The sequence below is a fragment of the Bradyrhizobium oligotrophicum genome (assembly GCF_051168495.1).
Lineage (GTDB): Bacteria > Pseudomonadota > Alphaproteobacteria > Rhizobiales > Xanthobacteraceae > Bradyrhizobium > Bradyrhizobium oligotrophicum_A.
Window position 1 is genome coordinate 1 of sequence record NZ_JBNPVB010000007.1, and the last position, 16,240, is coordinate 16,240.

The following is a 16,240-nucleotide window of genomic DNA, read 5'->3' on the forward strand; positions in this document are numbered from 1 at the left end:
GTCGAGCCGGTGATCGCCACCGCGGTCGAGGTGTTGTCGTTCAGCACGGCCGTGCCGGTGGCAGCGGTCGCGCTGGAAGCCAGCAGATCGGTGGCGGTCGCGCCGGTCAGCGCCGTCGACGTCACGTTCGACTTGGTGGAGTAACCCACCGCGCTCTGCAGCACCTGGTTGGCGATCGACTTGGCGCTGTCGACGAGTTTCTGCAGCGAGGTGATGCCGGTGTTGGCAGCCTGCAGCACCTGCACGCCGTTGCCGATGCCATCGAGCAGATTGGAGATGTCGGAAGCGCGGTTATCGAGACCCTGGGCGGTGAAGAAGTTGGTCGGATTGTCGAGCGCCGAATTGACCTTCTTGCCCGTGGAGAGATTGTTCTGGGTGGTGGCGAGAAGCTGGGCCGTGGACTGCAGCGAAAGCAGATTCTGGCGCACAGACGCGGAGAGAACGATACCTGACATTTTCATACCTTTCTGGTGTGAAACGAACGCCTGATCCCTTCGAGATCAGGGTGATGCCTGGTCGACTTCGCGGCCAGGACAACGCGGGCGACGGTGAACGGCAGTGGCTAACAAACGCTGAAGCGGTTGTGGCACAGCCCCGCTTCAATCGCGCAGACAGGTGCGCGAAGGTTGTATCGCCGCACGTTTCGATCAACACGCTCATTGAAAAGACAGGCAGTTTTAACCACGCGCGGGCGTCTTCACCACGCGTCAACCACCTTCGGAAAGGTTGCCGGCGCCGTCTCGGCAGAGCTCACTGGTGACAATTTTTACCGCAGCCGTCGGCTGTCGATCATCAGGGCGAAAGCGGCGGCGCCTCGACCTCGACAAGCGGCGCGAGGCCGGCGGCACGCCGGCGGCCGAACGTCAGCACCGCTGCGATCATCCGCTCGACGTCATCAGCCCCGGTCCGATGGTTGACGATCGCCGCGCGGATCGCCAACCGGCCATCCAGCATCGTGGTCGACGGTGCGGCGATGCCGGAGTCGTGGAGATCGGCGACGATCTCGGCGTTGATCGCATCGGCATCCTCGCATCGATAGCGAAAGCAGACGATGTTGAGACCGACGGGCGCCAGCAGATCGAGCTCGGGCTCGGCCAGCACGCGTCGTTCGAGATGGCGCGCCAGTTCGCAGCTCCGCGCGATCATGCGTCCGAGCCGGTCGGTGCCGAACGTCCGCAGCGTGAACCAGGTCTTCAGGGCGCGAAAGCCGCGCGACAGATCGGGCCCGAGATCGCACGGCCATTCGGCGCCGGCGGCGAGGCCGCGCGTCTCGCGGCGCAGATAGGCCGCCGGTGACGCGAACGCGTCCCGATGCCGCTCGCCATCGCGCACCAGCAGAAATCCCGCGTCGTAGGGCACCTGCCCCCATTTGTGGAAGTCGAGCGCGATCGAATCCGCCCGCTCGATGCCGGCAAGCTTCGGCGCGAGCTCGGGCGACAGCATCGCCAGCGCGCCGAAGGCGCCGTCGACGTGAAACCACAGGCCCTCGGTGCGGCAGAGTTCGGCCAGTTCGGCCAGATCGTCGATCGCGCCGATGTCGACCGTGCCCGCGGAGGCGACGACGAGAAAGGGATGCAGGCCCGCCGCACGGTCCTGCGCGATCGCGGCGCGCAGCGCGGCGATGTCGATGCGGTGCGCCGCGTCGATGGCGACGCTGCGAAGCGCATCGCTGCCCAGCCCGCAGATGTCCATCGCCTTGGCGATGCAGCCATGCGCGGCTTTCGAGGTGTAGGCGCGCAGGCGTCCGCCGGCCTCACCGAGGCCTTCGCGCCGGACCGCAGCACCGAGCGCCGCCCGGCGCGCCACCACGACGGCCATCAGATTGGCCATCGAGGTGCCGGTGACGAAGATGCCGCTGGCGCCGTGTGGAAAGCCGAACATCTGCCGCGTCCAGTCGACCACCTGCCGCTCGATCTCGATCGGCGCATGGTCGCGCCCGCCAAGATTGGAATTCAACCCGGCCGCCAGCATCTCGGCGAGCATGCCGACTGCCGTTCCGCCGCCATGCACCCAGCCCATGAAGCCGGGATGGACGTTGCCGGTCGCATGGGGCACGACGAGCTCGCTGAAATCGCGATAGACGTCGGCGAGATCGGTCGGCGCGTGCGGCAGTTCGCTGCGAAAGCGCCGCCGCGTCGCCTGCGGCATCGGCTGCCACACCGGCCGGTCGCGGATGCCGGCGACGTAGTCGAACATGTCATCGAGCATGCGATGACCCTGCGCGCGGATCTCGTCCCAATGCTGCGGATCGAGCGTCTCCGCCGGCTGCAACGACGGATCGCTGCGCAGTCCGGCGCTCACGCCGCCTGCTCCGCCCGCGATGCGGCGCGCTTGTCGATCATGGCCGCGAAGGCCGCGAAGATCTTCTGCATCTGCGGCGGCTTGTAGGGAAACACGTCCGGCGGGTCCATGTTGTGCACGACCGCGGTGTTGTCGGCCTCGAACACCAGCAGCGAACCGTCGCGGGTCTCGGCGCAGTCGATGATGAAATAATCGAGACCGATGCGCGCGGCGATCGCGTCCAGCACGCTGCGATGACGCCGGCCGAAGCCGATGTCGAAGGTCTGCATGAAGGTCGCTTCTTCGAGCCGCTTGCTCTCGCTCCCCGCCATGCCGGCGTTGAGATACCAGATGTCCCAGCGACGTGCGATCGCCATGTGGCACGCATAGGCCGTGCCGTCGACGAACACGACGCGATATTTGCGGAACTGGCCGTCCTCGCTGGCATAGTCGACGAAGCGCGAGACGAAGAACTCCTGCTCGTCGCGCTCGTCGAGATAGAGCGAGAGCTCGATCGGCTCATCGACCTTCTCGAGGCCGACGCCGGCATGCGAGCCGCGCGGCCGGATGATGATCGGAAAGCTCAGCGCGCCATCGATGTCGCCGATCAGTTCGCGCTCGTCCGCCACCTCGATCAGGCGCTCACGGTCGGCGGGGACCGTTGCGGGAATCGTCAGGCCCTCGATGCCTGCGAGCAGCGCGTGCAGCTTGTCGCGGTCGAGATGCCAGATCCGCTGCGGCGGGTTGAGCAGCGGACGCGGCCAGCGCGCTGCGACCGCGTCGATCTCGTGCAGCGCGTGCTGGCAATCCTCGGAATCGGAGGCGATGACGATGGCGACGTCATGCGCCGGCAAGGGGGCCGGCAGCTCCGCGCCGGGGACCACGTAGAGCAGCATCAGCTCGATGTGGGTGTCCTCGAGCAGGAACTCGATCGGCGTATTGCTGCCCATGTCGGTCGCGGCCGCCAGCGCGAGCACGCGCAGCCGCGGCGTCGGATTGTTGCCGGCGACGCGGTAGAGCTGCTGCGACTGCAGGACGTCGTGCTGGATCGCAAGCCCGGACGACTTCTCCCCGTTCAGCTGGGCGACCAGCGCGAGATCGAGCCCCTCGCCCGGCGTGGCGGCGCCGTCGAGCAGCTTGCCGAGCAACGCGGCCCACATCGGTTTCAGATCCTGGCCGTCGAAGGCGGCCTTGGCGATCCTGGCCATACCGATCCGCTCGGCACATCCTGCACAGGCCTGTTCGGCCACGGCGAGCAAATCAGTTGGCATGGCGGAGATCCCTGAGATCCTGGCTGCTCAGTTCGGAGACGAGCAGCTCTGTTTTGGCGACCAATTCGACGATGCGGTCGATGTCGGCGTCGAGATCGACGCGCGCGGTGGTGACGTCGTCGCACCAGGCATCCGTTACCTGGCGTGCGCCGATGCACAGCCGCAGCGCCGCGGTCGGTGCCTCGCCGTCGCGGTCGATGCGCACCGGCTGGCCGATCAGGCACTGGCGCGCGGCAATGGCGGCGGTCCGCCCGCTGAAGCGGCTGCCGAGATCATGCTGAAGCGCGCGGTGGACCGCCTGGGTCTCGCCGAGATCGAGCAGGCGTCCGTCGCGCTGAAGCGCGAACGGGAAGATCGTGGAAAAGCCGAATTCACCGCCGCCATCATCGCCGGTCGTGCGGGTTGCGATCGGACGCAGCACGGGCGACAGCAGCAGCAGGCTTTCGATCACCTCGCCGAGCTGTCGGATCGCCATCCGGCGGAACGCCGCGGGCACCGCATGATAGGCCGCGATCTCTTCGAGCGCGGCTTCCCAGCGCAGCCATTGTCCGATGTTGGCGCGCGGCGCCGACCGCGCCCGCAGGTCGGTCCAGGCCAGCGGCCAGTCCGAACGATTGACGTAGTCGAACAGGCCGGGCGCGACCGGACGGCCGCTCCGCACGGCCGACGCCACGGCGCGCGGCACCAGCAGCGCGCCGCTGAAGGCCGGTCCGCCAAAGAACTTGGAGCCTGACATCAGCACCAGATGGCCGCGATCGAGATGGTCGCGCAGCCGTCCCACGCCGAGCCGCATCTGGCAGGCATCGACGACGATCCGGACGCGGCCCGGCCAGCGCCGCGCCACCTCGTCCAGGCAAGCCATGTCCGGCGCGCGCCAGCCGAGCTTGGAGGAATCCATCACCTGCAGCATGACGCTGCGTCCGTTGCGGACCAGCGTTTCGACCGCAGCGAGCACGACATCACCGGCGTCGCGGCGCGCCTGCATCGCGGCGCTGTCGAACAGCGGCAGTGGGACGGTGTCGCACGAGAGCCCCTCGATCGGCGCATCCCTGGCCACGGCGACGCCGCTGGCCGTGCGCGTGTCGAAATGGCGCCCGCGCGCGCTCGCGGCGATGCCGCTGCCGGTCTGGTCGCTGCCGACGACGACGCTCGCGAGGTTGTCGCCGAGCTCTGCGCGCACCAGCGCCAGCGCGTGGAGCTGCGAGTCGGTGCCGGATGGCGAGAAGACGATGTCGACATCATCGGCAAGCTGGAGATGAGAGCGCAGTTCGCAGCGCATCTCCTCGGTGCGGCGGTCGAGCGCCTGGTCGAGGCCGAGCGAGATCGCCGCATGCATCATTTGCTCACGTGCCAGTTCGACGCGCGCATAGGCGCGCTCCGAGATGGGCGAGGCCGTGCTCGACGCAAAGCACAGCAGCTCGGGCGCCGGCGACGGCCCGCAGCCATAGGCGTTGCGGCCCCAGGGACGATCGAGCGCTAGGCGGCTGTCGCCGCCGTCGATCAGCAGATCTCCGAGCAGGGCGAAGAGATCACGCAGTCCCCTCGCCGCGCCCTGCCCGCGCCGCTCGGCGCCGGATGATATCGAGAGCTCCGGCCGGGTCGCGGGCGACGTCATCGGACGATCGTCAGGCTGCGTCTGCAGCGGCCGTGGGAACCCCGACGGCCGATGCAAATTGCGAGGCGACGTTGCCGTGGAACACCGACGGACCGACATGATCGAGCCGGCTGTCGAGATCGGCCCAGATCTCGCCGCCGATATCGGTCCAGCGCCTGCAGAACGCAAAATCCTCGCTGAGATAGGTGCCGGTGTCGGGATCGATCATGCACTCGAACAGCGCGAAGCGGTTCGGGCTGCCGGCTAGCGCATCCTGCGAATGCTCGCGGAAGAACTGCAGCGGCGCGTGGGCCGGATGCGTAATCATGGTTTCGAGGACGCGGCGGCGGATCATCAGGAAGCCGGTGCCTGCATAGCGCACCCGCGTGAAGCCGTTGACCACAACCACCTGGTCCGGATTCTCGATCTCGAGCACGTAGTCCAGCGACGCCGCCGGCACGTCCATGCGGTTGGCGCTGATGGCGCGCCGCGCCTTGTTCCAATTGACCTTCTTGATCGGATACACGCCGGCGACCACGTCGCCACCCGACTCGATCAGCCGGAACACCTGCCGGGGGGTGAAGCCGATGTCGGCGTCGACGAACAGAAAATGGGTCGCGGTGGGATCGTTCAGGAACAGCGTGACCAGATTGGCCCTGGCCCGCGTGATCAGCGCATCTCCGTCGCGCATGTGGACAGTCAGGTCGACGTTGGAGGTGGAGCGCAGCTCGCGCTGCAGGGCGAAGATCGAGCTCGCATAGATGCTCGACACCTGACCGCCGAAGCATGGCGTTGCGATCACCAGGTGAATTCGCTCGTCGATTCCATCACTCACGGCAGCCTCCAGAACAAGAGGCTCTCGCCCCACATCTGAACAAAAGCTAAAGAGACGTGGTTAACGAAAACCTAACCACGGTCCCCGTTGTTTTACAGAAACTTCACCAGCGACAGCTGCGACAGCATCGAGGTCGTCTGGTAGGACGCCTGCAGACTGGTCTGCAACTGCAGGATCTGGCTCGCCACTTCGCTCTGCGAGATGCCCTCGGTCTGGTCGACCAGGCTCTGCATCGCGGCCTTGGCCTGGGTCTGGCGCGCCGTGGCGTCCTTCATCGTGGTCTGGGCATTGGCGAAATCGGTCTGGATGTCGGAGATCGACTGCTGGCCGAGTTGCGGCGTCAGCTTGGCGGCGATGCGCTCGCTGAGCGCACCGATCTGCTGCCCGGCATTGGCCCCCGCCGGCGGCGTGTTCACGGCGGCGTAGACCGCGGTCTGCTGCACCAGGTTGCGGATCGCCAATTCATTGGCCTGGGCGCCGAATTGAATGCTCTGCGCGGTATCGATGCGGACGGTCGAGCTCGACCGCGCCGAACCGGGACCGCTGTTGCCGGTGTACCAGGCGACCGTATTGGCCGAACCGTTGACGAGGCTGGTCGCCGATCCCAGCGGCGTGCCGGACACGCGCAATGGCGGCGTCGGCGCCGTGACCGTGCCGGAGAAGCCGAGCGCCGAGAAGGCGCCCGCGTTCGAGCTCGAGACCGAGAAGCCGGCGGCATCGTCGGTGCGCAGGGTGATCACGCCGCCGCTCATCGTGGAAGGCGTCGACGTGCCGCTCAGCGTATCGATCTTCGACAGCAGCGTCTGCACGCTGTCGGTGACGTTGATCTGGTTGTTGCCGTTGGCGCCGGAGGCGACGAAGGTCAGCGTCTGGCCGTTGACGGTGATGGTGTCGCCGGCGGTGAAGTTGGTCGCGATCGAGTCGGTATTGGCCGCGCCCGACAGCAGCGTCGCTCCCGTGATCGGCGCAGGCGTCGCCGCCTTGTTGTTGACCGCGGTTCCCGACACGGAGCTTGCCGTGTTGAAGAAGTTGTCGCCCGCCACGACCGCCGAGGCCCCGACCAGCGCGGTGCCGGCGAGCGTCGTCAGCGCCGTGTTGAGCGCGGCGTTGAGATTGGCGGAGGTCGCCGCCGGCGTGGCGCCGATCGCGAACGTGTTGGCGGGCACCGGCGTCGCGGTGGAGGCCGTCAGCTTGATCGATTCCGACGTTCCGTCCGGCAGCTTGAAGGTGAAGCTGATCTGATCGCCCGCATTCGGATTGCCGGCGGTGAGATCGACCGAGATGCCTGCCGGCGAGCCGGAGGGCCCGGTCACGGTGGCGTTGGTCAGCGATGAGGTGACCGAGCTGAGCTTGAAGCCGAACGGCGAGCCGGCGACGTCTTCCGACAGCGTGATCGGCACGGTGGCCGAGGCCGAGAGGTTGAGACGGCCGAGACCGTTGAGCCCGAGATCGGCCTGCTGCCGTTCCGCGATGACCTGCTTCAGCCCGGCCTGGGTGCTGGTCCCGTTCAGGATGGTGTCCGCCGACACGATGGCGGGCCGGTCGGTGGCCGTGCCGGAGAAGATGTAGCGGTCGCCGACCTGGGTGTTGAGGATGCCGACGATCGCCGAGAGGTTGGACGACGCCGTCTGCTGGCCCGTCGTCTGGCCGGTGCTGGTCAGGTTCTGCGGCGTCGCCGAGGCGCCGCCCTGGACCTGATTCTGGATCTTCGCCAGCGACTGCAGCGAGGTGTTCACCGCCCCGATCACCGTGTTGACGTGGGTCATCGTCGTGGTGAAGGCCGCGATGTTCGACAGCTGCGCGCGCGCCGCGATCGCAAAGCCCTCGTCCGGGCCCATGCCGGCATATTGATTCGACTTGACGCCGCTCGACAGCTGCGTCGAGAGGTCCGCGAGCTGGTTCGAGATGTTCCGCACGGACAGGCCGAGCAGAGAGCTTCCGTAGTTGATACTGCTGATCGACATCTTACACGCGCCTCACTAGAAAGCCTGGAGCAGGCTCTGCATCATGCTCTGCACGACCGACATGACATGGGCGTTGGCCGCATAGGTGTTCTGGACCTGGATCAGGTTGGACATCTCGCTGTCCATGTTGACCCCCGCCGTGGAGTTGAACTTCTCCTTCAGCGTGCTGACGACGACGTTCTGCCCCTGGCTGAGCTGGGTCGCGATCGTCGACGCGCTGCCCTGCTGGCTGACGAACTGCTGCAGATAGCCGGACACCGTGCCCTGGAACGGCTGCGCCGCCGAGCCCAGGCCGGTCGTCGGCGAGTAGCTGAACGTCGCCGAGGTCAGCTGCGCGAACAGGAAGTCCGGCCGCGTGGAATCACCGGCCGCCGTTGCCGGCGAGGTCGAATAGGTCGACAGCTTGGTGGCGTCGTTGAGCAGCGCCGGATTGACGCTGAGCCGCCCGGCGAGCCCGGTCATCTGCGAGCCGGTCGAGGTGATCGCGCCGGTGTACAGCCCGCTGCCGTCGGTGAACACCGGCAGCTGCGCGTTGCCGCTGGCGAGCGTCTGCACCGTGGTCGTGGCGGAGGCCGCCTTGACCGTCGCCTGGCTGGTGCCGTCGTCGGTGATGCGCAGCGTCGTTCCGGAGGGATTGGCGAACTGCAGATGCGCCGATCCCAGCGCGCTGTTGAGCTGCGACACCACCGAGGCCATGCCGAGCGAGAAGTCGACGCCGACATAGGACGGGTTGGCGCCGGTGGCGTTCTGCAGCGGCAGCGCCGCGGGATCGTTGACGTTGACGATCTTGACCTGGCGCTGGACGTTGCTCGAATCCGTGTAGGTCAGGTTGATCGTGTTGCCCGCCAGCAGCCCGGAGGTCGAGACGTCGAAGCCGGCCGGGGGACCGGTGACCGCGGTGCCGGCCGTGGTCTTGTCGGACAGCGCCGAGGCCATCGTCGCCGCGAGTTGGTCGACCTGGGTCTGTGCCTGCACCAGGGTCTGGTCGCGCAGCTTGAGATCGGCCGCGATCTGGCCGGAGCCGAGGAGATTGTTGGCGACGACGTCGAGCGACACGCCGTTGGACAGCTTGATGTTGAGCTGCCCGACGCCGTTCTGGGTCGGATTGCTGTTGTAGAGCGAGGTGGCATCGAGCGTCCCGGGCGAGGAGAAGGTGAATTGCGAGGTCAGGCCGGCGCCGACCAGCTGGATGCCCGAATTGGTAAACACGCTGACGCCGTTGGTCGAATCCGACACGACGCGGATGTCGGCATATTTGGACAGCGTGTTGATCGCGTTGTCGCGCTGGTCCTGCAGCGTCGCCGCCAGCGGATCCGACGGGCTGATGCCCTGCAGCTGCGTGTTCAGGGTGCCGATCTGCTGGATCGCGGCGTTGGCCTGGGTGACCGAATTGCCGATGTCCTGCTCGACATTGGTTCGCAGGGTCTGGATGCCCTTGGTGGTCGCGTTGAGCTGCTGCGCCAGCCCCTGCGCCGCCGACAGCGCCACCGATTGCGCCGACTGGTTGCTCGGATTGTTCGACAGCGACTGCAGCGCCGTCGTGAAATTGTTGAGCGCCGTCTCCAGCGTACCGCTGCCGCCGGGCGTGCCGTACACGGTCTGCAGCTGTGACAGGATGTTGGCGACCTGATCGGCATAGGCTCCGCCCGAGGTCTCGGTGCGGAGCTGGTTCTGCACGAACAGATCGAGCTGGCGGTTGACGCCCGTCGTCATCACCGTCGAGCCGAAACCGCCGCTGGCGATCTCGATCTGGTTCGGGTTCTGCGCGACGTAGCCGGGAGTGTTGGCGTTGGCGACGTTCGACGAGATGATCGAGAGCGCCGCCTGCGTCGAGCGCAGGCCGGACATCGCGGTGGCGAGGGTTGAACTCAAACCCATGTTCGTATGCCTCGTGTCATTTCATCCGCCACGGGCTGCGCGATCAGCGCAGCACGTTCAGAAGATCCTGCACCATCGAATTGGCGGTGGTGATCACCTTGGTATTCGCCGAATAGGCCTGCTGGGTCACGATCAGCTTGGTGAACTCGTCGGCGATGTCGGTGTTGGAGCCCTCGAGCGAGCCGCCCGAGATCTTGCCCGTCGCGCCGATGATGGCCTGGCCGGACTGGTCGGTCGCCTCATAGGCGCCGCCGTCGAGGGCCTTCAGATAGTTGGTGCCGTTGAAGTGCGACAGCGTCACCTGCGCCAGGTTGATGGTCTGGCCGTTTGAGAAGGTGCCGGTGACGATGCCGCTGTTGTTGACGGCGACCGACTGCAGCTGGCCGGCGGCGAAGCCGTTCTGCGAGATCTGGTTGATCGTGGCCGAGCCGATCGTGCTGGCATATTGCGTGAGCCCGCCGGACGAGATGTTGAGGCTGACGGTGCCGAGCGTGGTGCCGTCGACCACGACATTGGGGATCGAGATGTTGGAGGTGGTCGGTGAGACCAGCGAGCCGTCGGAGCCGAACACGAAATTAGTGCCGACGTTCTGCCACGCCACCGTCGAGCCGGTCGCGCTGGAATCGGTCTGGTAGAACAGGTTCCAGATGTCCTTGTGGCCGGTGCCCAGTGTCGCGCTGTCGACCTTGCCCCAGCGCAGTTGCACGTTCACCGGCGTGCCGGCCGAGTTGTAGGTGGTGACTGCACCGCCGGAAATGGTCTCGTTGTTGAAGTTGGTCAGATCGTTGCCGATCACGATACCGGTGCCGGCCGTGGCCGTGCGGGTCAGCGCCACCGGCGAGGTGAGGCCGAGGGCGGCGAAGCCCGGCGACGCGCTGCTCAGCGACCAGTCCTCGCCGCTGCCCGAATGCAGCGTGATCTTGCCGGCGGTGATGGTCGGCTGCACGCCGGTCACGGCGGCGATCTTGGCGAGCAGAGTGCCGACGGAGTCGGTGACGTTGATCTGATTGCCCGAGGCGCCGGAGGCGACGAAGCTGAAGGTGACGACGTCGCCGGCGCTGCCCGTCAGCGTGATGCTGTCGCCGGCCGTGAAATTGGAGGTGATCGAGTCGGTGGCGGCGGCACCGGACAGCAAGGTCGAGGTGGTGATTCCCACCGCATTCTTGTTGTTGGCCGTGGCGCCGGTCACCGTGGCATCGGCGTAGAAGTTGGTGCCGACCGGCAGCGGCACGTTGGAGAGGTCGGCCGAGTTGAGGCCGCCGGCGGCGACCAGCGTCCCGGTCGCCGCGTTGCCGCTGGCGCCGGTCTTCGGCTGGGTCGGCAGGTTGGCGGCATACTGGATCGCGGTGGTCGCCTGCGCGGGCACGAAATTGTTGGCGAATTGCAGCACGGTCGGCACGTTGCCGGTGGCGTTGCCGGTCTTGGCGTCGACTGCGACGCCCATCAGGTAGTAGCCGGCGCCGTTGATCAGGTTGCCGTTGGCGTTGAGCTGGAAGTCGCCGCGGCGGGTGTAGTTGGTGACGCCGGTGAAGACCGGCACGTTGTCGACGACCGAGGAGGCCTTCTGCACGTTGAAGAAGCCGTCGCCGTTGATCGCCATGTTGGTGGCGACCGAGGACGTCGAGACGGTGCCCTGGGTGGTGATGGTCGCCTTGGCGAAGGCGGTGACGCCGCCGGCATTCTGGCGCGTCGGGTTGGTGGCGTTGGGGATGAGGTCTTCGAAGCTGGTGCCGATGCCCTTGTAGCCGACAGTCGAGGCGTTCGCGATGTTACCGGAAATGTTCTGCAGCGCGAATGATTGAGCGGACAGGCCGCTCACCGAGGTGTTCATCGCGTCGAAGATACCCATACCAATCTCTCCACTGTGGTCCCGGCGGCCGGGTCGGTCCCGCACCGCGTTTCGTGGAGAGCTGTCGCAATCGCTGTGCCAGATATGAAGTCCCTGTAAAATCAGTGACTTGAGAAATAGCAACGTCAAGAAAGCGGCGGCAAAAGTGGTGAACAATTGCCGAGCCGGCAGTTCTTGCCGGGCCGGACGCGCAACATCGCGCTCCGGCTCGACTGCATGTCACAGCTGCCGGTGCGTCGTCAGACCCACATCTCGAGGCTTCAACGGACGGACCCGACGATCCAGGCGCAATTTTTTCAGGTCGACGACGGATTGGCCGGGTGAAACACCAGCGACAGCCCGTCCATGCAATAGCGCAGGCCGGTCGGCTTCGGGCCGTCGTCGAACACGTGGCCGAGATGGCCGCCGCAGCGCCGGCAATGCACCTCGGTGCGGACCATGCCGTAGGTCTTGTCGCGGCGGGTGCCGACCGCATTGTCGAGCGGCTTGAAGAAGCTCGGCCAGCCGGTGCCGCTTTCGAACTTGGTATCCGAGGAGAACAGCGGCAGGTCGCAGCCGGCGCAGGCGAAGGTGCCCTTGCGGTGCTCCTTGAGCAGCGGGCTGGTCCAGGGCCGCTCGGTGCCCTCCTGGCGCAGGATCTCGAACTGCTCCGGCGTCAACTGGGCGCGCCACTCGGCTTCGGTCTTCTCGATCTCGAACTTTTCGGCGGCGCGGACCGGCGCGGAGCCGCCGAACCAGCGCAGGGCCGCGAATCCGAACAGTCCGGCAACGGTGGTGAGCATCATGCGGCGGTCGATCATGGTCGTCTCCGTACGGCGGTGGTTACCGGATCTACGGATGAGTTTCCGCTAAGTTACGTCGGGCGACGGTTCGGCGCCTCACTTTGTCGCGAGGTCAGCCCTCCCCGGCATCGGGACGGCGGGTCAGGTCGGACGGCTGCGGCCGCAGCGGCAGCCGCGAGCCGGGTCGCTGCGCCGCCTGGCGGCGCGCCTCGGCCGACCTGATCTCGCGGATGCGTTCCTGCGCCCGGACCCGCTCGCGATGCCGGGCCAGCGTCCCGGCGGCCGCCGCGCGGCCGCGGACCCAGAGATTGACGACGTGCCCGGCGACCCGGCCGCTGACGCCGCCGGCCCATACCAGTTCGAACGGCGAGAACAGCTTCCAGCGCTCGTCGCCGGCCAGGATGCCTTGCGCGATCAGCTGTCCGGCCATGGCCGAGGTGCTCATTCCATGGCGGCCGAAGCCGCTCGCCACCCACAGGCCTTTGCGCAATTGCCCGATCTGCGGCATGCCATGCACGGTCTGGCCGGTCGCGCCGCCGAACGTCTCCGTGATCTCGACGCGGCCGAGCTGCGGAAAGACCGTGCGGATCCGGCGCTGCAGCGCCGCGGCGAAGCCGCTGGGACGCGCATCCCAGGTCGTCTCCGGGCTCGCCCACATCAGCCGGTCGCCGTCGACGATGCGGAAATGATCGATGCCGTCGGTATCGCTGACCGAGCCCTGGAAAGCGATCGCTTCGCCCAGGCGCTCGCCGAGCGGCGCGCTGACGCCGCCATAGCGCCACACCGGCAGCAACGTGTCCGACAGCTTCTGCAGCGGCGCGCCGAGGTGAATGTTGCCCGCCAGCACGATGTGCGAGGCCCGCATCCGCGCCGACGGCGTCACGATGCGCTTGCGCACGCCCGATGCGTCGATGCTGACCACCGGCGTATCCTCGTAGATCCGCGCGCCGGCCTTGTGCGCGAGCCGCGCCAGCGCGTGGACATATCTGCGGCCGTCGAGCTGGAACGCGCGGGGGTAATGCACGCCGTGGAAATAGCGGTCGGTCTTGAGCTCGGCCCTGACGCGCTCGACCTGCCAGCCCTCGACCTCGGTGTCGAAATCCTCGTGCAGCATCTGCAGGCGGCGGATCAGGGCGTCGCCGGCATCGACGTTGGACACCTCCAGCGCGCCCTCGCTGAGCCCGATTCCCGGCATCGCGGCGGCCTGGGTGCGGATGAACTCGGCGCCGGACCAGGACAGCGCCCACAGCGCGCGCGCCCGCTGCAGCCCGACGCGCTCGATCAGGTCCGGCAGCGCCAGATCGAATCCGGGCAGCACCGTGCCGACCATGTGGCCGGAGGCGTTCCATCCGACCTGGCGGCCCTCGAGCACCGCGACGCTGGCGCCCTGCCGGGCGGCGCAGAGCGCCACCGTCAGCCCGGCCAATCCCGCCCCGACGACGCAGACATCGACGTCGAGGTCGAAATTGAGCCTGACCCGGCCGATTGCGCCTGCGGCATCCGCGTCATCGTTCGCGCTTGTGGAAGTCTCGCTCATGGCGTTTTCTTAACCAACCCTGCGCTGGTCTGTCACCTCACGTCATGCCGTTTTTAGTGGCGACAAAGAGACGTGCTACAGGCAGCCCCAGCCTGACCGATTCGAGACCGGATTCCATGCGCCGATTGATGCTGTTGCGCCACGCCAAGACCGAAACGGACGCGCCGTCGGGCCGCGACCAGGACCGCCGTCTCGACGAGCGCGGGCACCAGGATGCCGCGATGACCGGCGATTTCATCGCCAGCCACCCGCCCGTGCCCGACCTGGTGCTGGTGTCGACCGCGGTGCGGGCGCAGCAGACCTGGGAGCTCGCCTTCGCGGCCATGAAGGACCGCGTCCCTGCGCCGCAGGTCGAGCAGGTGCCGGATCTGTACGCCGCCGAGCCGATGCAGATCCTGCATCAGATCCGCCTCGCCGCCGTGGCCGATCCGAAGCAGCTGCTGGTCGTCGGCCACAATCCCGGCCTGCACGAGCTGGCGCTGGCGCTGACCGGCCGCGGCGATCCGGACGCGCGCCACGAGCTGTCGCGCAACATGCCGACATCGGGCCTCGCCATCTTCGACTTCGACACCGACGATTGGGGTGACGTGAGCTTCACCCGCGGCAACCTCGTGGCGTTCGTGACGCCGAAGCTGCTGAAGCAGGGCTCCGATTGACAGGCCGGCATCGCCCGGCGCGTAATGGCTGTACTCTGTGACGTGAGGAGGCCGCGCGATGTTCAAATCGATCCTCGTTCCCATCGATCTGGCCGACACCGACCTCGCCAAGCCGGCGATCGCGACCGCAGCCACCCTGGCGGAGACGTGGCAGGGCACCGTGCATCTCCTCAACGTGATGCCGATGACGCCGGTGATGCTCGCCGAATACGTTCCCGCCGATTTCGATGCCCAGCAGCGCGAGACCGCCGATGAGGCCCTGTCGATCGTCGCCCGCGAATCCGGCATCCCCGCCGAGCGCATCAGCTACGCCGTGCGCCAGGGCGGCATCTACCACGAGATCCTCGAAGAGGCCGCCAAAGTCCACGCCGACCTGATCGTCATGACCTCGCACCGCCCCGCGATGCGGACGTATTTCCTCGGCAGCAACGCCGGACATGTGGTGCGGTATGCGAAGTGCTCGGTGCTGGTGGTGAGGCCGTAGCAACAATTGACAGCATCGTCGCAGCGCTTGGACGTTGAAAACAGCCCGGTGGACGTGAATGCGCCCTCTCCCCTTGTGGGAGAGGGCATGTACGAAAGGGCGTCAAACTCGGTTGGGTGAGGGGTACGGCTCTACGAACTCAGCTCGCGGAAAGATACCCCTCACCCAACCGCATACGTGGATCGTCCGTACATGCCCTCTCCCACAAGGGGCGAGGGCACTGTATCTGACGGTCCGTAGGGTGGGCAAAGGCGCGCCCGAGAAGCTTGTTTGTCCGCGCCATCTGAGCGCGCCGTGCCCACCATCTTGCGCGAGGAGAGACGGTGGGCACGTCATCGTGCGGTTCGCGCCACCCGATGACTTTGCCCACCCTACCGAATGCATCGGCTTTGCCTCACCATCGGATCAAATCGGCGAACGGCGGGCGATCCAGAAGCTTCGCTCGCCCTTCGCGGGATCGCCGATCGAATGAGCGATCAGTTCGAAACCGTTTTCGCTGAGGAGCGCCTCGTACTCGGACGGATCGAGGCTCGCATGATAGAGGGGATCGCCGCGATACGAGCCGATCGCTTCGCCATGCGCGGGACCGGCGTTGAACATCAGAATGCCGCCGGACGCCGTGCAGGCTGCGAAGATCGGAAACATCCGCCGCTGGTCATCGTGCCCGAGATGGAAGAAGCTGTCCCAGGCCAGCACCCCGTCGAACCGTCGATCCGATGTGAACGACCGCATGTCGGCGACGATCCATTCATGATCCGGCATCCTGGTTCGACACAGCGTGATCATCGTCGGCGAGCTGTCCACGCCGGTGACGACAAATCCCTGCGCCGCGATGTGCGCTGCGACCGGCACACCGCCCCCGCAGCCGAGATCGAGCACCGTCGCGCCCGGTCGCAGGCACGCAAGGAAGCGTTCGATGGGAGCCTTGTCCGTCCAGGCAGCGGCGCGGCGGTCGCAGTCCCACGCCAGCGCATGGCGCTCGTAATGGGCGACAATACCGCTTGTGTCTTGGGTCATGGAAACCTCCGTTGGCCGAAGGCAGATATCGCCGTTCGAACATGAGCCGCGCCATCAGCCGTCAAGATGTCGTTCGTGGGCAAAGGCGCGCCT

12 protein-coding genes and 1 pseudogene are annotated in these 16,240 nt (G+C 66.8%); 2 read left to right on the top strand and 11 right to left on the bottom strand.

Annotated elements, in window-relative coordinates:
* From ACQR1B_RS15205 to ACQR1B_RS15250, 10 genes and pseudogenes are all read right to left on the bottom strand, one after another.
* Window positions 1-455: pseudogene (locus tag ACQR1B_RS15205) on the bottom strand (flagellin); the annotation flags it as partial.
* A 337-nt stretch (window positions 456-792) separates the two neighbouring features.
* Window positions 793-2,301 (bottom strand): pyridoxal phosphate-dependent decarboxylase family protein, encoded by a 1,509-nt coding sequence (locus tag ACQR1B_RS15210; protein WP_434832335.1) that lies wholly within the window; start codon window positions 2,299-2,301, stop codon window positions 793-795.
* Window positions 2,298-3,488 (bottom strand): ATP-grasp domain-containing protein, encoded by a 1,191-nt coding sequence (locus ACQR1B_RS15215; protein WP_434832615.1) that lies wholly within the window; start codon window positions 3,486-3,488, stop codon window positions 2,298-2,300. Before ACQR1B_RS15215 ends, ACQR1B_RS15210 begins: the two co-directional genes overlap by 4 nt.
* A 52-nt stretch (window positions 3,489-3,540) precedes the next feature.
* Entirely contained in the window at window positions 3,541-5,166 is a 1,626-nt protein-coding gene (locus ACQR1B_RS15220) for a hypothetical protein (protein ID WP_434832336.1), read from the bottom strand.
* A gap of 10 nt (window positions 5,167-5,176) precedes the next feature.
* Complete coding sequence (locus ACQR1B_RS15225) at window positions 5,177-5,980, bottom strand: hypothetical protein (protein ID WP_434832337.1); 804 nt, start codon at window positions 5,978-5,980, stop codon at window positions 5,177-5,179.
* A gap of 92 nt (window positions 5,981-6,072) precedes the next feature.
* Window positions 6,073-7,944, bottom strand: coding sequence for a flagellar protein (locus ACQR1B_RS15230; protein ID WP_434832338.1), 1,872 nt, complete (start codon window positions 7,942-7,944; stop codon window positions 6,073-6,075).
* Between the two features lie 15 nt (window positions 7,945-7,959).
* Entirely contained in the window at window positions 7,960-9,822 is a 1,863-nt protein-coding gene (gene flgK / locus ACQR1B_RS15235) for a flagellar hook-associated protein FlgK (RefSeq protein ID WP_434832339.1), read from the bottom strand.
* Window positions 9,823-9,865: 43 nt separating this feature from the next.
* Window positions 9,866-11,671, bottom strand: a complete 1,806-nt coding sequence (locus ACQR1B_RS15240; protein ID WP_434832340.1) for a flagellar hook protein FlgE — start codon at window positions 11,669-11,671, stop codon at window positions 9,866-9,868.
* A 296-nt stretch (window positions 11,672-11,967) separates the two neighbouring features.
* Window positions 11,968-12,471, bottom strand: coding sequence for a peptide-methionine (R)-S-oxide reductase MsrB (msrB, locus tag ACQR1B_RS15245; RefSeq protein WP_434832341.1), 504 nt, complete (start codon window positions 12,469-12,471; stop codon window positions 11,968-11,970).
* Window positions 12,472-12,565: 94 nt separating this feature from the next.
* A complete protein-coding gene (locus tag ACQR1B_RS15250; RefSeq protein WP_434832342.1) occupies window positions 12,566-13,990 on the bottom strand; it encodes an NAD(P)/FAD-dependent oxidoreductase in 1,425 nt (474 codons plus the stop codon).
* Between the two features lie 116 nt (window positions 13,991-14,106).
* On the opposite strand from ACQR1B_RS15250, the gene ACQR1B_RS15255 reads away from it, so the two are divergent.
* Both ACQR1B_RS15255 and ACQR1B_RS15260 read left to right on the top strand, forming a co-directional pair.
* Entirely contained in the window at window positions 14,107-14,646 is a 540-nt protein-coding gene (locus ACQR1B_RS15255) for a SixA phosphatase family protein (protein WP_434832343.1), read from the top strand.
* 58 nt (window positions 14,647-14,704) lie between these two features.
* Window positions 14,705-15,130 carry a universal stress protein gene (locus tag ACQR1B_RS15260; protein ID WP_434832344.1) on the top strand — a complete coding sequence of 142 codons (426 nt, stop codon included), beginning with the start codon at window positions 14,705-14,707 and terminating at the stop codon, window positions 15,128-15,130.
* Window positions 15,131-15,535: 405 nt separating this feature from the next.
* Here the strand turns inward: ACQR1B_RS15260 and ACQR1B_RS15265 are convergent, their stop codons facing one another.
* Window positions 15,536-16,147 carry a class I SAM-dependent DNA methyltransferase gene (locus ACQR1B_RS15265; protein WP_434832345.1) on the bottom strand — a complete coding sequence of 204 codons (612 nt, stop codon included), beginning with the start codon at window positions 16,145-16,147 and terminating at the stop codon, window positions 15,536-15,538.
* Window positions 16,148-16,240: the final 93 nt, after the last annotated feature.

Coding starts and splice junctions, on each gene's coding strand:
- ACQR1B_RS15255 (WP_434832343.1), top strand. CDS start 14,107: ATGCGCCGATTGATGCTGTTGCGCCACGCCAAGACCGAAACGGACGCG.
- ACQR1B_RS15260 (WP_434832344.1), top strand. CDS start 14,705: ATGTTCAAATCGATCCTCGTTCCCATCGATCTGGCCGACACCGACCTC.
- ACQR1B_RS15215 (WP_434832615.1), bottom strand. CDS start 3,488: ATGGCCAGGATCGCCAAGGCCGCCTTCGACGGCCAGGATCTGAAACCG.
- ACQR1B_RS15220 (WP_434832336.1), bottom strand. CDS start 5,166: ATGACGTCGCCCGCGACCCGGCCGGAGCTCTCGATATCATCCGGCGCC.
- ACQR1B_RS15265 (WP_434832345.1), bottom strand. CDS start 16,147: ATGACCCAAGACACAAGCGGTATTGTCGCCCATTACGAGCGCCATGCG.
- ACQR1B_RS15230 (WP_434832338.1), bottom strand. CDS start 7,944: ATGTCGATCAGCAGTATCAACTACGGAAGCTCTCTGCTCGGCCTGTCC.
- ACQR1B_RS15240 (WP_434832340.1), bottom strand. CDS start 11,671: ATGGGTATCTTCGACGCGATGAACACCTCGGTGAGCGGCCTGTCCGCT.
- msrB (WP_434832341.1), bottom strand. CDS start 12,471: ATGATCGACCGCCGCATGATGCTCACCACCGTTGCCGGACTGTTCGGA.
- ACQR1B_RS15250 (WP_434832342.1), bottom strand. CDS start 13,990: ATGAGCGAGACTTCCACAAGCGCGAACGATGACGCGGATGCCGCAGGC.
- flgK (WP_434832339.1), bottom strand. CDS start 9,822: ATGGGTTTGAGTTCAACCCTCGCCACCGCGATGTCCGGCCTGCGCTCG.